At 31.4% G+C, this 17,629-nt stretch carries 14 protein-coding genes; 2 read left to right on the top strand and 12 right to left on the bottom strand.

Annotated features, from left to right (window positions below):
• Window positions 1–254 precede the first annotated feature (254 nt).
• Together BUE22_RS06185 and BUE22_RS06180 are read right to left on the bottom strand one after the other, a co-directional pair.
• Window positions 255–1,634 carry a sensor histidine kinase gene (locus BUE22_RS06185; protein WP_073394176.1) on the bottom strand — a complete coding sequence of 460 codons (1,380 nt, stop codon included), beginning with the start codon at window positions 1,632–1,634 and terminating at the stop codon, window positions 255–257.
• On the bottom strand, window positions 1,635–2,300 hold the full coding sequence (locus tag BUE22_RS06180; RefSeq protein WP_073394175.1) for a response regulator transcription factor: 666 nt from the start codon (window positions 2,298–2,300) through the stop codon (window positions 1,635–1,637). It abuts the gene before it with no gap.
• A 191-nt stretch (window positions 2,301–2,491) separates the two neighbouring features.
• Between BUE22_RS06180 and BUE22_RS06175 the strand changes: the two genes are divergently transcribed.
• The gene (locus BUE22_RS06175; protein WP_073394174.1) at window positions 2,492–4,585 is read left to right on the top strand and encodes an LTA synthase family protein; all 2,094 of its coding nucleotides are present in this window, start codon (window positions 2,492–2,494) and stop codon (window positions 4,583–4,585) included.
• 190 nt (window positions 4,586–4,775) lie between these two features.
• Here BUE22_RS06175 and BUE22_RS06170 read toward each other — a convergent pair whose 3' ends face one another.
• Window positions 4,776–5,774 (bottom strand): zinc dependent phospholipase C family protein, encoded by a 999-nt coding sequence (locus BUE22_RS06170; RefSeq protein ID WP_073394173.1) that lies wholly within the window; start codon window positions 5,772–5,774, stop codon window positions 4,776–4,778.
• Window positions 5,775–5,946: 172 nt separating this feature from the next.
• Between BUE22_RS06170 and BUE22_RS06165 the strand changes: the two genes are divergently transcribed.
• A complete protein-coding gene (locus tag BUE22_RS06165) occupies window positions 5,947–6,888 on the top strand; it encodes a hypothetical protein (protein ID WP_073394172.1) in 942 nt (313 codons plus the stop codon).
• Between the two features lie 132 nt (window positions 6,889–7,020).
• Here BUE22_RS06165 and BUE22_RS06160 read toward each other — a convergent pair whose 3' ends face one another.
• The 9 genes from BUE22_RS06160 to BUE22_RS06120 form a co-directional block, all read right to left on the bottom strand.
• On the bottom strand, window positions 7,021–7,998 hold the full coding sequence (locus tag BUE22_RS06160) for a YeiH family protein (protein WP_073394171.1): 978 nt from the start codon (window positions 7,996–7,998) through the stop codon (window positions 7,021–7,023).
• 75 nt (window positions 7,999–8,073) lie between these two features.
• Window positions 8,074–8,970, bottom strand: a complete 897-nt coding sequence (locus BUE22_RS06155) for a LysR family transcriptional regulator (RefSeq protein WP_073394170.1) — start codon at window positions 8,968–8,970, stop codon at window positions 8,074–8,076.
• A 5-nt stretch (window positions 8,971–8,975) separates the two neighbouring features.
• The gene (locus tag BUE22_RS06150) at window positions 8,976–9,761 is read right to left on the bottom strand and encodes a hypothetical protein (protein WP_073394169.1); all 786 of its coding nucleotides are present in this window, start codon (window positions 9,759–9,761) and stop codon (window positions 8,976–8,978) included.
• Window positions 9,762–9,881: 120 nt separating this feature from the next.
• Window positions 9,882–10,286, bottom strand: coding sequence for a hypothetical protein (locus tag BUE22_RS06145; protein ID WP_073394168.1), 405 nt, complete (start codon window positions 10,284–10,286; stop codon window positions 9,882–9,884).
• Between the two features lie 37 nt (window positions 10,287–10,323).
• Window positions 10,324–12,351: a hypothetical protein gene (locus BUE22_RS06140; RefSeq protein ID WP_073394167.1), complete on the bottom strand. Its 2,028-nt coding sequence runs from the start codon at window positions 12,349–12,351 to the stop codon at window positions 10,324–10,326.
• A 142-nt stretch (window positions 12,352–12,493) separates the two neighbouring features.
• The gene (gene fabG, locus BUE22_RS06135; RefSeq protein WP_042567031.1) at window positions 12,494–13,240 is read right to left on the bottom strand and encodes a 3-oxoacyl-[acyl-carrier-protein] reductase; all 747 of its coding nucleotides are present in this window, start codon (window positions 13,238–13,240) and stop codon (window positions 12,494–12,496) included.
• A gap of 676 nt (window positions 13,241–13,916) precedes the next feature.
• Window positions 13,917–15,263 carry a DUF4302 domain-containing protein gene (locus BUE22_RS06130; RefSeq protein WP_073394166.1) on the bottom strand — a complete coding sequence of 449 codons (1,347 nt, stop codon included), beginning with the start codon at window positions 15,261–15,263 and terminating at the stop codon, window positions 13,917–13,919.
• A gap of 10 nt (window positions 15,264–15,273) precedes the next feature.
• Complete coding sequence (locus BUE22_RS06125) at window positions 15,274–16,134, bottom strand: substrate import-associated zinc metallohydrolase lipoprotein (protein ID WP_084540221.1); 861 nt, start codon at window positions 16,132–16,134, stop codon at window positions 15,274–15,276.
• A gap of 18 nt (window positions 16,135–16,152) precedes the next feature.
• The gene (locus BUE22_RS06120) at window positions 16,153–17,628 is read right to left on the bottom strand and encodes a RagB/SusD family nutrient uptake outer membrane protein (RefSeq protein ID WP_073394164.1); all 1,476 of its coding nucleotides are present in this window, start codon (window positions 17,626–17,628) and stop codon (window positions 16,153–16,155) included.
• Window position 17,629 lies beyond the last annotated feature (1 nt).

Below are 17,629 nucleotides of genomic sequence, written 5' to 3'. Positions count from 1 at the left end.
GGGTTTTAAAATATGATGATTTACATGCATACCATTAACACATCGCCTGAGAGCAATAATGAAAATGATGATGATGTAATTGAATTGAAATCATGATTTGTGTTTTGTTTTATTCTTTGATTCGGTTGCAAATATAAAAGATAATTTCATAAAAAAGCAATTTTTAATTTAACTTAACGATAGTTTATTGTTAAAAAAGTTCACAGCTACTAGTTTTATTACATTTTTTCAATTTACTATAACGTTTTCAAAATTTAGCTGAATATCAAAATTACCGTGGTTCCTTCTCCTATTTTACTATCAATTTTAAACTCCACCTGAAGCAATTCTGTAATTCTTTTTACGATAGACAGCCCCAATCCTGTTCCTTTAATTTCCGGATGTTCCGTCGAACCAGATCTAAAGAAAGGACTAAAAACCGATTCTAAATCTGTTTTTTCAATCCCGATTCCGTTATCAGAAATTTTACAGACTGTTTTGTTATTCTGTTCCGAAAGTAAAATCGAAACTTCGCCATTATCATTCGTATATTTTAAAGCATTCGATAATAAGTTTCTTAAAATAGTAATTACTAAAAAATTATCTGATTTTACATAAAAATCCTGTTGGGCATCAAATTTAATGTTGAGATTTTTAACCTTTATTTTCTCTGCATTTAAGGTTAAAACATCCAGAATAAGAGCATTCAGATATACCGATTCTGTTTGTATATTCTGCTTTTGATTTTCGTAACGAGCCATCAATAAAAGCTGATCTACGAGCGTATTTAAATGATCTACTTCTTTAATACAGTAATTTATTTTCTCTTCGTATTCTTTATTATCACGAGGTTTACGAATTAATACTTCAAGTGTTCCTTTAATAACGGTTAAAGGCGTTCTTAATTCATGTGAAGCATCAGATGTGAATTGTTTTTCGCGTTCAATTGTGTCTTCAATCCGCTCTAATAAATTGTTTATGGTTCCTGAAAGTGTATATAATTCATCCCGCGTTTTAGGCAGCGGAATCCGTATTTTTAAATTATCTTTTGTAATAATTCTCGAAGTATTAATTATCGAATTTATGGGTTTTATACTTCTGCCAGCGAAGAATCTCGCTATAAAAAACAGCAATAATAAAATTGCCAGAAACGACAAGCACATAATGTCAAACAAGTTATTAAGCACCGATTTTGAATCGGCCAATGACATAGCTACAATTATATATCCTATTTTTTTGTTTTTTACATTTAGCGGAACCTGAATTTGCCTGATCGCGTGATCTCCCATTTTGGTATCAAAAAGTTCGTAATCTTCTACAGAATCCTTAAATTCAAGTGCCTGAGACTTTAAATTGGGAGCTTTTTCAATAATTTTTTTATTTAAATCCAGGAATTCAACAAAAACAGGATTTACATCAACAGTATTGTGTTCCCGTTCATCCCACTCTTCTTTATCAATTAGGATTACTTTGTTTCCTTCGACTTTAATTTCAGCTAGATGGTTTTTAATTTCAGCTTTTAGATTTTCATCAATATCGCTGTAAACAGTATGTTTTACAATAGAATAAATGACTGAGAAAACTACTAAAATCAGTAAACCAGTTGTAATAATATAATTTAAGGCAATTCTATTTTTAAAAGAAAGTTGTTTCATTTACAGATCGTTGGCGATATAACCAATACCGCGAATTGTTTTTATATAATCTTCTTCAATTTTTAAATTAAGTTTTTTGCGAATAGCATTCATAAAAACATCAATTACACCGGTATCATATTCAAAATTAATATCCCAAACATCTTTTAAAATCTGATTTCTGCTACAAACTTTTCCTTTATTCCTGATTAAATAAGTCAGTAACTCAAATTCTCTTTGGGTTAGCGAAACTTCTTCTTCATTTTTAAGAACAATATGTTTAGATAAATCGATTTTTATTGTGCCTAAAGTCAGAATTTCAGCTTCTTTAGGATTTCTAAAATGAATTTTTATTCGTTCTACCAGTTCTTCAAAACTAAAAGGTTTTTTAATATAATCGTTGGCTCCGGCTTTTAAACCTTCTATTGTTTCCTGAACAGTATCTTTTGCGGTCAGAAAAATAATGGGTGTTTTTTGATCTTTAAATCTAATGGCTTTGCATAAATCGAGACCATTAATTTTTGGCAGCATCCAATCCAGAAGAATTAAATCAAACTTTTGATTCTGAACTAATTCAAACCCTTTTGAGCCATCATTTGCTGTAGTAATCTGATAGCCTTCTTCTTGCAGGCCTTGTTGCAGGAACTGAACAATTCCTAACTCATCTTCAACTATTAAAATATGCATCCAATTTTTAATTAAGATTATAATGTATTCCTTTTTTATTAACCAAAGATAATTCAGAAATACCTAAAATTCACCGTAATACACCAAATTCAAAGATCTTAAGCAAATATTAAGCTAACACTAAGTAAGGTAAAAGCCAGCTTAATCCTGAATTAATCTGCCAAAATTAATTTTGCATAAATTATAGTATCATGACTTTATATAAGAAGCTTTCTCCCTTTTACAACCTTGCTTTGTTTTATTTCATTATTAGTTTTGTGTTGCGAATTGTTTTGTTTTTCCATCCGATAACACAAAGCTCATTTACAATTTTTGAAAGCCTGAAAATCTTTACTTTAGGATTAATATCTGATGTTTTTGTTTTTGTTGTTGCCAGTATATTTTTATGGATGTATCTGATTTTTATCTCCAATTTAAAATACAACAAACCTTCTGGATATATTATTCTTGGAATTTTTACTGCATTATTTCTATATGTGGCTTCGGGTAAAAGTATTTTTGATGAATATGGAGGTGCCTTGCCAAAAATTGTTTTAATTTTTATCGGAATTAAAACAATACTTTTTGCCCTTTTGCTTTTTTTACCAAAACTAAGAGCAAAAATAAGGTTTTGGCTGTTTGCTTTTGTGATCTTTTTATATGTTTTCCTGATTCTTCAAAATGGTTTAAGCGAATATTTCTTTTGGAACGAATTTGGAGTAAAATACAATTTCATTGCTGTAAATTATCTTATCTATACCAATGAAGTTATTGGAAATATTATGCAGTCTTACCCTGTCATTCCTTTATTTTCGGCTTTATTTCTGATTACTGGAATTGTTACCTATTTCATTCTCAAAAATTCTAAAAATTTCATCAATGAGATTCCAACATTAAACGAAAAAATAAAACTTACAGTCCTATATTTGGGTTTATTTTCAGTTTCCCTAATTGCTATTCCCACTTTTGCCAAAACTGAAAATTCAAAAAATATTTTCGTTAATGAATTACAGGCAAATGGATTATATAAATTTTATCTCGCATTTGAGAATAACAAATTAGATTATTTTAAATTTTATAAAACACTTCCCGAAAAAGAAGCTTTTTCTGTTTTAAAACAGCAATTTCCTAATATTACTGAAGAAAACACAAAGCAAACAATAAGTAGTGATTCTACTGAAAACCATAAAAATGTAGTATTAATTACGATAGAAAGTTTGAGTGCAGATTTCATGAAAGCATATGGAAATGAACAAAATATAACGCCATTTTTGGATAGCCTGTCTCAAAAAAGTTTACAATTTACGAATTTGTATGCTGCCGGAAACAGAACTGTACGCGGACTTGAAGCTGTTACTTTGTGCTTACCGCCTACCGCCGGTGAAAGTGTTGTAAAAAGGGAAGACAATAAAAATAAATTTTCTACAGGCTTTATTTTTAAACAAAAAGGATACGACGTAAAATTCATGTACGGCGGAGACGCTTTTTTTGATAATATGCAGGATTTCTATTCCGGAAATGGCTATACAATTGTAGATCAATCGAGTTTTTCACCAGAAGAAATCACATTTTCAAACGTTTGGGGCGTTTGTGATGAAGACATGTACAATAAAGCTGTAGAAGTAATGAATGCCGAGGCAAAGGAAAATAAGCCTTTCTTCAATCATATTATGACGGTGAGTAATCACAGGCCTTTTACTTACCCGAATAATAAAATTGATATTCCGGGTGATATTAAATCGCGTGATGGAGGTGTAAAATATACAGATTTTGCTTTGAGAAAATTCTTTGAAATGGCGAGTAAACAATCATGGTTTAAGAATACCGTTTTTGTAATTGTTGCAGATCATTGTGCTTCAAGTGCCGGAAAAACACAACTTCCGTTAGACAAATACAGAATTCCGGCTTTTATTTACAATTCTGATATAAAACCAGAAAAATGCAATAAACTAATGTCGCAGATTGATTTAATGCCCACGCTTTTCGGACTTTTACATTTTGATTATGAAAGTAAATTTTTCGGTCAGGATGTTTTAAAACCTGATTATAAACCGCGCGCCTTTATTGCAACTTATCAGGATTTAGGATTGATAAAAGACAATGTTCTGACCATTTTATCTCCGAAAAAAGTAGTAAAGCAATTCAATTTAAAATTAAAGCCAAAAGCTGGTATTCAGAATGATTATCAAATTTATTATGATGAAATTCCGTTGAAAACAGAAAGAACTGATTTAGTAAATAATGCGGTTTCTTTTTATCAATCGGCCTCATATATGTTGAAGAATAAAAAATATCAAAAATTTTAAATTCCAATTTTTTAAAATTACAAATTCCAATTTAACCGTATAATTTTGTCATTTCTGATAAACGGAGAGAAAGAGCTAAAACAAAAGAGTCTCAAATTCATTTGAATTTGAAACTCTTTTGTTTAGATAGAATTTTCAGCATTTATTATTCGTATTTCAACTTGAAACTTGAAACTAAAAAAACTTTTTCTTAGTCGTTCTGATTTTTCATACCAAAAAGATCTCCTTGTTGATATAGTTTTAAATCGTCTTTTAATGCCTGATTATTTCTTTGTGTAACCGCTGGTGAATCTAAATCACTTAAATCAGGTTTTCCGGCATTGACCCAGGCAGTATACCAATAACTCGCAGTTGCTGTAATGGCTTTTCTCATTTGGCTTTCAACCATTCCGTTTAAATCTTTATGCAGTTTCTTAGCATATTCATCAGAAAAAACAGCCGTATTGTATTTGGTTTTCAATACTTTTCCATCTGCATCCATTTTAAAAACTTCATTTTCAGGAGTTGCAGTTCTTAGTTTTTTATCAATATCCAATAAAGGCTGAGCTAGACTATGTGTATCATTAATCATATCCCAGGTTGCTTTATGAACATCTTCATAATATTGCGCCTGAGGAACATTTAATTTATAATTTTTTGCGAACAATTCCGGCAATCTGCTTTCCCAAAGTGAATGAATCCCTTTTTGGTCACTCAATTGTCCGTCGTGATTTGCAGATGTGTGTAATGGCATATGTGCATCACCTACATAATGACCTAAATCTGCAGCAAGAAATAAAATTTCTGCTCTGTTTTTATCTTTAAAAGCTTTGGTTAATTTAACCATTAAATCTTCAATATACCAAGGCAATATTCCGTTGTCGTTCAGGAATTTCGCATCGTATTTTTTCTTTGCGTCTTCCATGGTTTGTGGCCAGGTGTCTGCCGAACCAAAATTTTCCATATCAAAATAATGTCTCGGATTCTCCTCTTTATAATTCAGGGCGTATTTACGAATGTCCGGAACCGAAGCTTCCTGTGTAATAAAATCAATATGATTATAAAAGAATACTTGCAGTGGATGAGGCAAAGCCATAACTGCAGCTTTGTTAATACGTTCATGGCCAACGATTCCCCATGATAATGTCAAAAATCCAATCCCTAATGCAAAAAAAGCGATTAGTTTTGATTTCATTTTAAAGTTTTTCATTTGTAAATTTGTTTGAGGGGGCAAATTTATCTCATTTAAATATAATTCAAAAGAATACTTGCAAATATTCTGTAAATTTAATTTTTATAATTTTTTGAACCCTATAAATGATATAAGTTCATATTAAAAGTTTCTTTGTAACTTCGTTTTCTTTTTATTCTAAATTAAATATATGCGCCTTATTCGCCTGAGTTTTCTTTTTTTGATATTTACCTCTATTTGTTCGGCACAAGATGATATTGTGCAATTGAAAAGTGTTAGCGATACCATTTTAAATCCCAAAAGAACTTTGTCTATTGCTGATCCGCTGGATCCTGCAAAAGCAATGCAAAAATTATTTCCTGGAAAACTATACAATCTTTCTGATCATAATACTTTTTTAAGCTGGAAATGCAAAAGCTGCAAACCTACCTCTTATGTTGATGTTAATGGTGAAGAAGCCGATCCATTATTTCCTTATAACCAAGGTGTTTCAACCAGACTTCTTTCTAATATTGATTATACGGATTCTAAAGGAAATCAATTTAAATTATTGTTTTTTAATCATTCTGTTTATGATGAAGATGGTTTACAAACCAGCAGATTTACCGGCGGTCTTTTAGGCGTTGCTAAATTTGCCAAAAATGATAAACTGTGGGAAATGAGATCTTTTCAACCGGCTGTTGCTGCATTCGGGGCTTTTGCACAATCTCCTAAACCTAAACTTTTAGAAATTGGAGATGATCAGTACGCTTTTACGTTGTTGCATGTAAATGGCGGCGGCGGTGGACCGTTTGACGGAACTTTGTATCTTGTTGTTGGTTTGGATGGAAAATACCAACCCATCATGGAAGCTTTTCAATATCAGCTTACAAATGTTGAAGACGTAAGCTGGTCCAGTTCGTATAAGGTTATAAATGATAACAATAAAAAATATTTCCGAGATATTCTTATCACTACAACTGGTACCTACCATAAACCGGGAGCTGATGCAGAATTTGAAGTTAGTTTACCGGATGAAGTGGCACAAATGGCTAAAACAAAAAAGCAATTTACATTTACCATCGAAAAGCGATATACATTTAGCGGCAAACGTTATAAAGTTGTTGGTAAGCCGGTTGTGAAAATAAAATAATCTTTTTTTACCATATAAGTTAAATAAGTTCATATTAAAGCTTTATTTGTTTTTTGAATTCTTTTTTTAATAAAAGCAGCAAATAATAATATATTAAATGAACTTATATAACTTATATGGTGAAATAAAAAATTAATTCAGATATAGAATTGCGGTTAAACTTAAACCTGCAATAAAAATCCATAAAAATATTCCCTGAAATAAAGGCTTCACTCCTACTGATTTTAATGTGTTTATATTTAATGTTGCACCAATTAGAAACAAAGTTATTGTTAAACCAATTTTAGCAATACCCACAATTTGAGGCGCTATGATTGCTGTTGCAGGTACATAAGTATTAAAAAGCATTGCCAGAATAAACAAACCAATAAAATAAGGAATCTTGATTTTTGTTCCGCTATTTTCAGATTTTTTATTAAAAAGTAAAGCTGTTAAAAGCGAGATTGGAATGATCCATAAGGCTCTGGCTAACTTTACGGTTGTTGCAATTTGCAAAGCTTCGGCACCGTATTTATTGGCCGCACCAACTACAGAACTTGTGTCATGAATGGCAATAGCGCACCATAAACCAAATTCTTTTTGTGATAAATCCAGCTGATGTCCAATAAATGGGAAGGCAAATAACGCAATAGAATTCAGAATAAAAATAACGCCGAGCGCAATTGAAGTTTGGTTTTCGTTTGATTTAATTACGGGAGAAATTGCGGCAATGGCACTTCCGCCACAAATTGCAGTTCCGCATGAAATTAAATGTGATGTTTTTCTGTCTGTTTTTAACCATTTCCCTAAGAGCGTTCCAAAAACTAAAGTGCTGAAAATAGAAAGTATAGTCAATAAAAAACCTTCTTTTCCGGCTGAAATGGCAGATGCTGCATTCATCCCGAAACCTAAACCAACCACAGAAAATTGCAATAAATAAGTAATCGCTTTATGATTGAATGCAATAAATGGATTTCCGAAAACATTTACGATCAAAACGCCCAACAGCAAAGCAATTGCCGGAGAAATAATCGAAAACAAACACAAAATAATCACCAATGCAAAAACGGCTTGTTGGATATAAAGGTTAACTTCAAATAAATGTGCTGTTGTATGTTGTTTCGTTTTCAAAATAAGGTACTTGATATTTTACCTTACAAAGGTCTGCCCTTTATATTGAAAACGCCAATCGTAAAATACAATCGGCTATAACTTCAGGTTATAGTAAGAAGAAATATTTTGAATGAATAATTCAGACAAGGCGTCTGATTTTCCGAGTAATGTGATGATATAAAAATATCTTTCAACAGATAATTTTTCAACATCCAAAACAATTAATTCTTTGTTTTTCAATTCTTTATCTACAGCATGAATTGACATAAAAGCAAAACAATCTGAATTTAAAAGATAGGATTTTATGCTTTCTGTGCTTCCTAATTGCATTTCGATTTGTAAGTCAGATAATTTTACCCCAACTTGTTTTAAAGCAAATTCTATAACTTCAAGTGTTCCTGAGCCACGCTCTCTGGTTATGAATTTCATTGATTTTAAATCATCTACAGTAATTTCACTTTGTTTTACTAAAGGATTTTTACTGCTGCAAACCAAAACCAATTCGTCTTTTAAAAACGGAATATACTTTATAGACTGATTTTTAGATTGTCCTTCAACAATGCCAATTTCGATTTCTTTGTTAATTAAAGAATTTTCGATTTGTTCTGTATTTCCGTTCAGCAAATTGACTTTTATATCTTGCTGTTTTTGGTGAAATCGTGCTAAAACGGGAGAAATAATATATTGTGAAATGGTTGTACTTGTCCCTAATCTCAGTAATCCCTGACGTTCGCTACTAAACGAACTCATATCAAAATCGATTTTACGATAAACTTCAAAAATACTTTTGGTATGTTTTAGCAGAATTTCTCCTGCGGGAGTTAGTGCTATTTTAGAACCGTTTCGTTCAAAGAGTTTGGTTTTGTAGGTTTCTTCGAGTTCCTGAATGTGTTTCGAAACTGCCGGCTGTGTAATATACAGTTCTGTTGCCGCTTTAGTAAAATTAAGACGGAGTGCAACGGTGTAGAAAACTTTTAGGCGGAAATCCATGTTATTTAATATTTTCCCATTGCTTCAACTCCAGTTTCTGAAAATTTCAAAATTTCAGTTGTAATTGGATATCCTGATTTCTCATATTCTTCAACTACGACAGAACCAAGACGTTCAGAAAAATACCCAAAATCTTGTTCTCCAAAGATATAACAAAAATCTCTCACAGGAATAACAGCATAAAATGGGAAACCAATATTATTTTTAACTAAATCCTTAATTTTTGATGAAAAGAGACAAGCACTTTTAAGCCAAACTTCTTCAATATGAATCATTCCTAGTTTATGATTATCAACATCTTCAATCTCTATCTGAACTTTATCTAAAAAAGTGTCTAAATTTAAATCAACTTGTTTTTTTAGTTCTTCTAAGTCTAAGTTCCAGTCTATCAAATCATCATCAGAAATAAATGAAAAATTATTATTAGTATTTAGCATAAAAACTTTACTAAATTCATTTGTTACCTTTTCATATATCAGGTTTTCAAACTCAAAGTCATTAGGGAAAAATTGTACGTAAATTTTATCTTTTATATTCTCCCAATCTTCTTTTTTTGATGAATGTGAAACAATTGTATTAACTAAATCTGTAATATAACTATCATCATTATCTCTTTCGTAATTGCGCCTAATATTATCTAAACTTACTTTTAATTCAGATTCTTCTACATTTATAAGAATAAATCCATCTTTATCAATAGAATCAATAGTTAAGCCTTTGTTTTCAAGTTGCATTTTAAACTTATTAAAAACAACATCTTCTTTACTATTACTTTTGAATGAATCTAGCATATATTAAAAATTTTAGATTTTACTTAATTTAAATGTTTATCGAAGCTACAACAATCCATTATGATTTTAAAAAGCAGTTACAAACAAAAAAATAACTTGATCTTTTTAAATATTACTTTTCTAATTTTCAAAAATTTGCATTTTTTCGATCGTTTTCCAAGATTTTCCAAATATTAAATCATTATCTACCAATTCATAATGATAATAAAATGTAAAAGCTTCCATTTCTTTTTTATGCTCAACAAAAACAGCAATAGCATCAGTTTGTTGTTCTTTTACTTTAACATCATAAAAAATTGCTATAGCCAGAAATTCATCTTTTCTCCAACGTAATTCTTTTTTTAGTTCTGCTATTACTGAATTTGATTCTGGATTGTCATTCTCTTCATCTTCTTCAAGAATAACATGTTCAACTTTTTGTTCAATATTTACAGCAGAAGATAATGGATAGAACTCACCATACTCTTTTAGTAATCTTTCAACTAAAGGAAATGTTTCATCTAAAATATTCTGGATATCATCCATCTTATAAATTTATTTTATTTGATTGAGAAAAAACATTTTACAACAATCCATTATATTTTCTAATAAACCATTCCGTAGTCAATAAAACGGCAATTAAAATCAACAACCAAACCCAGTCAATTAATGGTGTTTTAGTTGAGATGTTTTTTTCGATTGATTTGTATTCTTTGTTTTCTATTAAAGTTTTAATCAAATCATCAACTTGGTTTTGGAAAAATGCTGTTCCGTTGGTTTGTAACGCCAATTGTTTTAGTTTTACAACATCTGGATTTACAAATTGTTTTTCGATATCAAAATCTAAAATCTCAAAATGACTTGAATAAACGGTATTTGAGTTTAATTCTTTTACTGTAAAATTATATTTACCGGCTTGCAAACCGTCCAGATTTGCTGAGAAAGAATTATTTCCTTTTAATAAATCGTAGTTTTTAACTTGTTTGGTTTCAGCATTTGTAACGGTGATTGTTAATCTTGCTTTTTCGTCGAACTCGTAATTTTTGTTGAAATATTGCGCATTGATTACAATGGCTTCTCCTGAATTGTAAAAGCTCTCGTGCGTTACAACCAATGATTTTCTTGAAGTTGATGTTGCCAAAAACTGAATTATCTTATCTACAAAAACATCGTATTTATCAAAGGATTGATTGTCGATATGACTTTGCATACGCCATTTCCAGCTGTTTTCTCCTAAAAGAAAGGCGGTTCGTTTTCCTTGATTTTCGGCGAAAGCCAATAAAGGAGCATTTGTAGATACGTTTCTAATTTTAGACGAAAGTAAAACAGATACGTTTCCGTTTGTGGTAATTGTTCCGAATGGATTTTGCAACGGTGGAAAATTTTCGAATCCGATATTATCTATCGCAAACAAATTAAATTGCGATTGAAATTCGTTTAAATAATCTTCTCTTTGATTGCTCATTTTAAAAACCAAATTATTTTGCTGTTGGTTTAAAAAATTAAAATCGGTATTGTTTCCGGTGATGATAAAGGTGTTTGTTCCGGCTAATTTATTGTTGTCGAAAATAGCCTTAAAAGCTGTTGTTGGCTGATACAAAACTAAAACAGAAACATCTTGTAACTGATTAATATCATTTGGTTTAACCAAAATCACTTTACGCTGTGCATTAACTTCTATCGAACGCTTTAAAGAAGCAATATCGGGATGATTTATTGATGAAACTATTGCAATTGTTGACTTTTGATCGATAATTTCGACTGCAAAATTCTTGACGTTATTGTAGTTGTTTTTCTCTTTTATATTGGTAGAAATGGTTGCTTTAAAAATTTGCAAGCCTACTTTATCTGCTGGTAAAAGTAAATTTAAAGTGGCTGTTTTTTTAGAAGGTGAAAAAGAAATTTTTTCTTTTGCTACAACCGAATTTCCTTGCGAAATGGTAAAATCTGCATTTATTGTTTTATCTCCGGCATATTGCAGAAAAACTTCAACCGGAAATTTATTTTTATGAAAAGCGTATTTGTTTACGTTTAACTGATTGATTTTTAAATCTAAAAACGTGGTTGTATCTCCCACAACCAAAGGATAAACTTTATTGACAGGATCAAAGCGATATACATAATCGTTTCCTGTAGTTTGATTTCCGTCGGTAATAATAACGGTTGGGAAAATCAGGTTTTTGTTGATGCTTTTTAAGTTTTTGGCAACTTCATCTAAGTTGGTTTGTTTTCCTTTAAAATCAAATTTATCTGAAGGTTTAAAATCTGCGTCGAATTGATAGGACTGAATTTCAAATTTTTCCTTAAGCGCAGGATTTGAAACCAGAGCTTTATATAGTTCAGCAGTTTTTTCGTCTGATTTTAAAGCAACTATCGAACTTGAATTATCAACAGCAATTGCCAAAGGTGTTTTGGTAATTTCAAGGAAATTCTTGGTCATTATCGGATTTATCAATAAAAGCAATAATCCGAAAATGGCTAAAAAACGTAAAAAAGCCAAAAACCAAATCACATTGGATTTGTTTTTGGCTTTGAAAAAATATTGAAAATACGACAAGCCTCCAGCGATTACTAAAGATAGTAATATTAACAGAATCGTATTTGTAGTCATATTTATTTAGTATTCAGTATCAGTTTACAGTAATCAGATTTTAAAGTCAGTATTTTGACTGTTGTGTTCAGTTTTTATTCTAGAGCCAGATAAAACTGATTACTAAAACCTTTGAACCTTTGTAACTTATAACCTCGGTACCTTATGTTAGCATTCCTCCACAAACATTAAGTACTTGTCCTGTAACATAAGCACTTAAATCTGAAGCTAAGAAAAGACATGCGTTTGCTACATCTTCTGTAGTTCCGCCACGTTTCAACGGAATTCCGTCTCTCCATCCTTTTACTACGTCTTCTGGTAATTTTGCAGTCATTTCGGTTTCGATAAATCCCGGAGCAATTGCATTGCAACGAATATTACGTGAACCCAACTCTAATGCTACAGATTTTGTAAAACCAATTGCGCCGGCTTTTGAGGCTGCATAATTTGTTTGTCCCGCGTTTCCTGATACTCCAACTACTGAACTAATATTGATAATAGAACCTGCGCGTTGTTTTAAGAATGTTTTTTGAATTGCCTTTGTCATATTAAATACTGACTTTAGATTTACAGCTATAACCTGATCAAAATCAGCTTCTGACATACGCATCAATAAATTATCTTTTGTGATTCCGGCGTTGTTAATTAAAATATCAACTGTTCCAAAATCTGCCAAAACAGCATCAACAAAAGTTTGCGCTTCATTAAAATCAGCTGCATTTGATTGGTAACCTTTTGCTTTAACTCCTAAACCGTTCAATTCTGCTTCTAAAGCCTGAGCTGACTCTACAGATGAACTGTATGTAAAAGCGACGTTTGCACCATGTTTAGCGAAAACTTCAGCAATTCCTTTTCCAATTCCACGACTAGCGCCTGTAATGATGGCAACTTTTCCTTCTAGTAATTTCATATTCAAAATTAATATTAATATTTATTTTAGTTATTTCTGCAATTAATCACAGAAAAATCTTAATCATTCGGGGTCTTTGAATGATACGTCAAATATATGATAATTCCTTTTTTAAAAAAATAACAATTGCAAAAAAGGTTCAAAGTTGCAAAGGTTCATAGCAACAAAGCTTTAGAGATACTGATTTTTTGAGTTTAAAAAAAGGATTTTTAGAACGGATCAGTTTCAAAATAGCAAAAACTAATAATAACAAGCAATTCTAAAATAAAAAAGCAGTTCGTCTGAACTGCTTCATTTAAAATAAAAACAAATAATGTTTAGATATGATTTTGCCTAGTGATAAAAAAGAAAACTATTAGCACTACTGCCATCATAAAAAACATTTTATAAACAGATGCCGGAAACTCTTTTGTATCATTTAGTTTGTCTTCTTTTCTTTGTTTTATCATCTTTAAAACCATAAATGTAATCATGATAATTATAGAGAGATATAAATAATATCTTGTATAATCCGGATAGAACCGTGAGATCACAAGGAGTATTGGCCCCCATAAAAATAATGTGATATTTGTTTGTGTGATATACTTTTTCATATTTACAGGTGTGAAGTTTAAGTTAAAAAAGCAGCCCAAAATTTGAGCTGCTTTTTCTTCAAAATAAATAAAAACTAAAACTGTTAATTAAGCTGCCAAGTAGTCATTCTAAATGTACTTGATAAACTTTTAAATGTGTAAACTGTATTTGAATATCCTAATTTAAAGCTTTCCTTTTTAACGTATATTCCGTTAGTATCCATTAAATAATTATCGAAACTAGCAAGAAATGCAGGCGTTGCTACTGTTGTATTTCCATTCCATGATTTATGTTTTAAGATGATTTTTTTACCAGCTACATCTTCCTGTACATCAACAAAATGCTGAAGTGCTCCTCGTCCAACGAAAGTGTAGTAAATGAAATTTCCAAGTGAGTGGTTCATATACAACTGCACCCCTGTAATATACTGACCAGCAGGTAAACTGGCATCTATTTTTGCTATTTCTTCATTAAACAATGCTGAATTAGTAGCTGCATCTACAGTATAATCATCTGTATAGTAACCAAATCTCGAATATGCTCTTCCTGAAAGTAATATTTTATAATCATCGGTAAGTAAAAATGGAACATCAGAGTATTTTATTGATGCACTCACACTACCTGTTCCTGTAGCAGTAAAACTTCCATCGGTTTCATTAAAAATGAAATTACTTAGTTTCTGATTTCCAACAACTACGGGAGGACTAACTACCAAACCGTTTGGTGCATAACCGATACCCATATCATATGAACCTGCGGCGTCGGTGATTGTAGTGTGACGTGTAACTGTAGAAAACGGATTAAAATCGTAAGTTGTTTTAGTTGTTCCGTTATTTACTTCCAAACCTCTGTAAAGTCCTAATGTTGGGTCTCCAATGATATTTGGGATCATATCAAAATTTAATACTAGGTCATCCCAATCTTCTTTTGTTGCTTTTACAAAACGCAATTCCTGGTTGTTTCTATTTGTTCTGAAAATAATTTCACCATTTTCTTGTCCGTAATACAAAAACTGAAAATCACCACGATATCCCTCTGATGTTAAAGCATCAATTGGGTAATCGTTTGAGTCAGATAATAAGTGTATTTTGTTTTTTGTTGTAAATACCAGACTTACAGTACTTCCTAGCTGTATCTGATATTCACTCACTTCACTTAGATACGTTTTTGCAACATCATCAAAATCAGAAGCCATTTCGACAGTTCCGTTAGCAGCAAATTTAAATAAATGCGTATAGCCACCTAAAACGGTGTTATCTGTAAAATAAACTGCTTTCCAGCCTTCCGGAGAAGAAAGTAATGCTTCATTCAACTCTGCTTTTTGGGCATTTAATCGTTCAGTTGGTGTTTGATCAAATTTTGGTTCTGCATCAGTATTATTGTCGCAGGCGCTCAATTGCAGTGCCAAAAATGCTGCAAATAAGAACATATATATATTTTTAATTTTCATAATACTTGGTTTAATTAGTTATTACAGTACTTGTATTGATTTCAGCGGCATCTCGTAATGCATAAAAATCCATATCAAATGCTTCTTTAAAATATTTCACTACCAATGCTTCTTTTGCTTTTAATGCTGCATAAGCTGCAGGGTCTTCAATACCATCCAGAAAAGCAGCATATTCATCTTTTGAATAGATCAATATCATTGAAGCTGTTTCAGCAAAATCTTCGTTAATATTTGATCTTGCATAACTTGTAATGAATCCAATTTCGTTTGATTCGGGAATTTCATAATTGTACCAATCTGCTACATATCCTCCCGGAGTTATGGCCGACCATGATTTTTCGTCAAAAGGTTTGTGCTGATTCAAAATGTGGATATACTCATGTTGTATTGTATGAATAAATTCTGAAACATTCTCACGATCTGATTGGTCTATATAATCTGTTTCAAACAAAGTAACACGCTGTCCTCCTTCTGCAATACCAAGTGTTCTGGTTCCTACACTATTCAAGTTTACACCTCCTACCAAAACAATTTCTCTTGGAGCAATTTTTTTAACAAAATCTGCACCACCAACTGTGGCATAACTTTTAAGCCATATTGTTTCAACAATTTCAAGCGCTGGCTGAACTTTTTCTACTGTTGGAGGAAATAAAAATCGACTATTGTCTACTGTATTTTGATTCCATTTATATTGTACATTAATATTGTATGGATTTAAATAAGTGGTTGCAATCCAGTTATCCAATGCTGTTTTTTCGGGCTGTGTATAATCTAATTGACTATCACCCGGCTGCTCATCTTGTGCGCATGAAATTGCAACTATTGAAACAAGAAGTAATAATGCTATATTTTTATATTTTATTAGTTTCATAAGAATTTGCTTTTAAGATTATCTAGGATTTAACTCTACACCTGTATTTGTTGCATGAAGCGGAATTTGCAATGCTCTTCGCTTATCATCTTTTACTAATGTGTTTAATGGTTTGTTGGCAGTTTCGTGATTAACTACGATATTAAAACGTTTTACATCAAACCATCTCATTCCTTCATGTACAAAATCTCTTCTTCTTGTTTCTGCAATTGCTTTTACATACGATGTTTGTACGGGAGATATTGCATAGAATGGAGTATATTCATCGGCAATAACTGGATATTTTGCTACAACTTTTGCTTCTGTAACTTTATCGGTTGCTGCATAGCCTACAGTTCTTGTTGACCAAAAGTATTCAAGCTCATCATTGGCAACATTTATTTCGCCTTTCATTACGTGAGCTTCAATTCTGTTAAGGAAAAATTCGTCATTGCTTAATAAAACTTCAGCAACATACGGATCTCCAATTCCTGCCGTAACATTTGAGTATTTAAAATACTCGTAAAATTTAGGCTGAAATACAGTTATACTACTATTTGATGAATAAAAGTTATAATACCACGCTTTTGCAAAAATATTAGTCGCTGGTCCAAATATTTGTTGATAACGTGGACCTGAAAGATAAAAACGGTTTGAGTAATACGATCTGCTTACAATAGAATTTGCAGAAACTATCAATAGATTTGTTTCGGCATCACTACTTGCATAAGCTAATCTTTGGTCATTTACACCTATACCTTCATATACTAAATGATTTCTTAGTTTGCCAACAGGCCTGTTTCCTAAATCATCAGATAAAGAAATTACTTTGTCCCAATCTCCTTTTACTAAGTAAAAACGGCTTGCAAAAGCTTTTGCAGCATTTTTAGTAAAATGAAATTTTGGTTCTTTGTAATCATTGGCAACATATTTTAAACCTTCTTCAATATCGTTTTCAATAAATTTAAAAACTTCAGCTACAGTATTTCTTGTATATTTTGTTATTAATTCTGTTTCAGGTTTTGTAACATATGGAATACCTAAATCTGTAGAAGCTGTTGCAGGGTTATAGCGTTGCGACCATAATGAAACCAGCATAAAATGAGCATAAGCCCTAGCTATAAGTGCTTCTCCTTTTTGAGGGTTTAAGTCAGCTGTATTTCCCAATTGATCTATTGCTTCCAAAGCCTTGTTTGCATGTGCAATTGCTTTATAGCAAGCATCCCAGTAATAGGCCTGAGTATCAATATCAGTTGTTTCTGTCTGAATTTCCCAATTATAATTTTGTTCGTTTTTTATTAATGTTTCTGCCATACCACTATCAAAAACATTATCTGACATTGTTTCAGCAATATCAAAATAACTCATTTGAGGATACGCTCCCACTAATATTTCTGATATTTTATCCGGGGTATCTATTTCAGTTCTGTTATCTGGCTTCTCTGACAAGAAATCATCACAACTAGTAATACTCATAAGTATTAATAGCGATAAAGTTATTTTTAATTTTTTCATG

Origin of the sequence: Flavobacterium pectinovorum (genome assembly GCF_900142715.1) — a bacterium.
Classification (GTDB): Bacteria; Bacteroidota; Bacteroidia; order Flavobacteriales; family Flavobacteriaceae; genus Flavobacterium; species Flavobacterium pectinovorum.
Note: the sequence above shows the minus strand (reverse complement) of the source record. Positions and strands in the feature narration are given on the sequence as shown.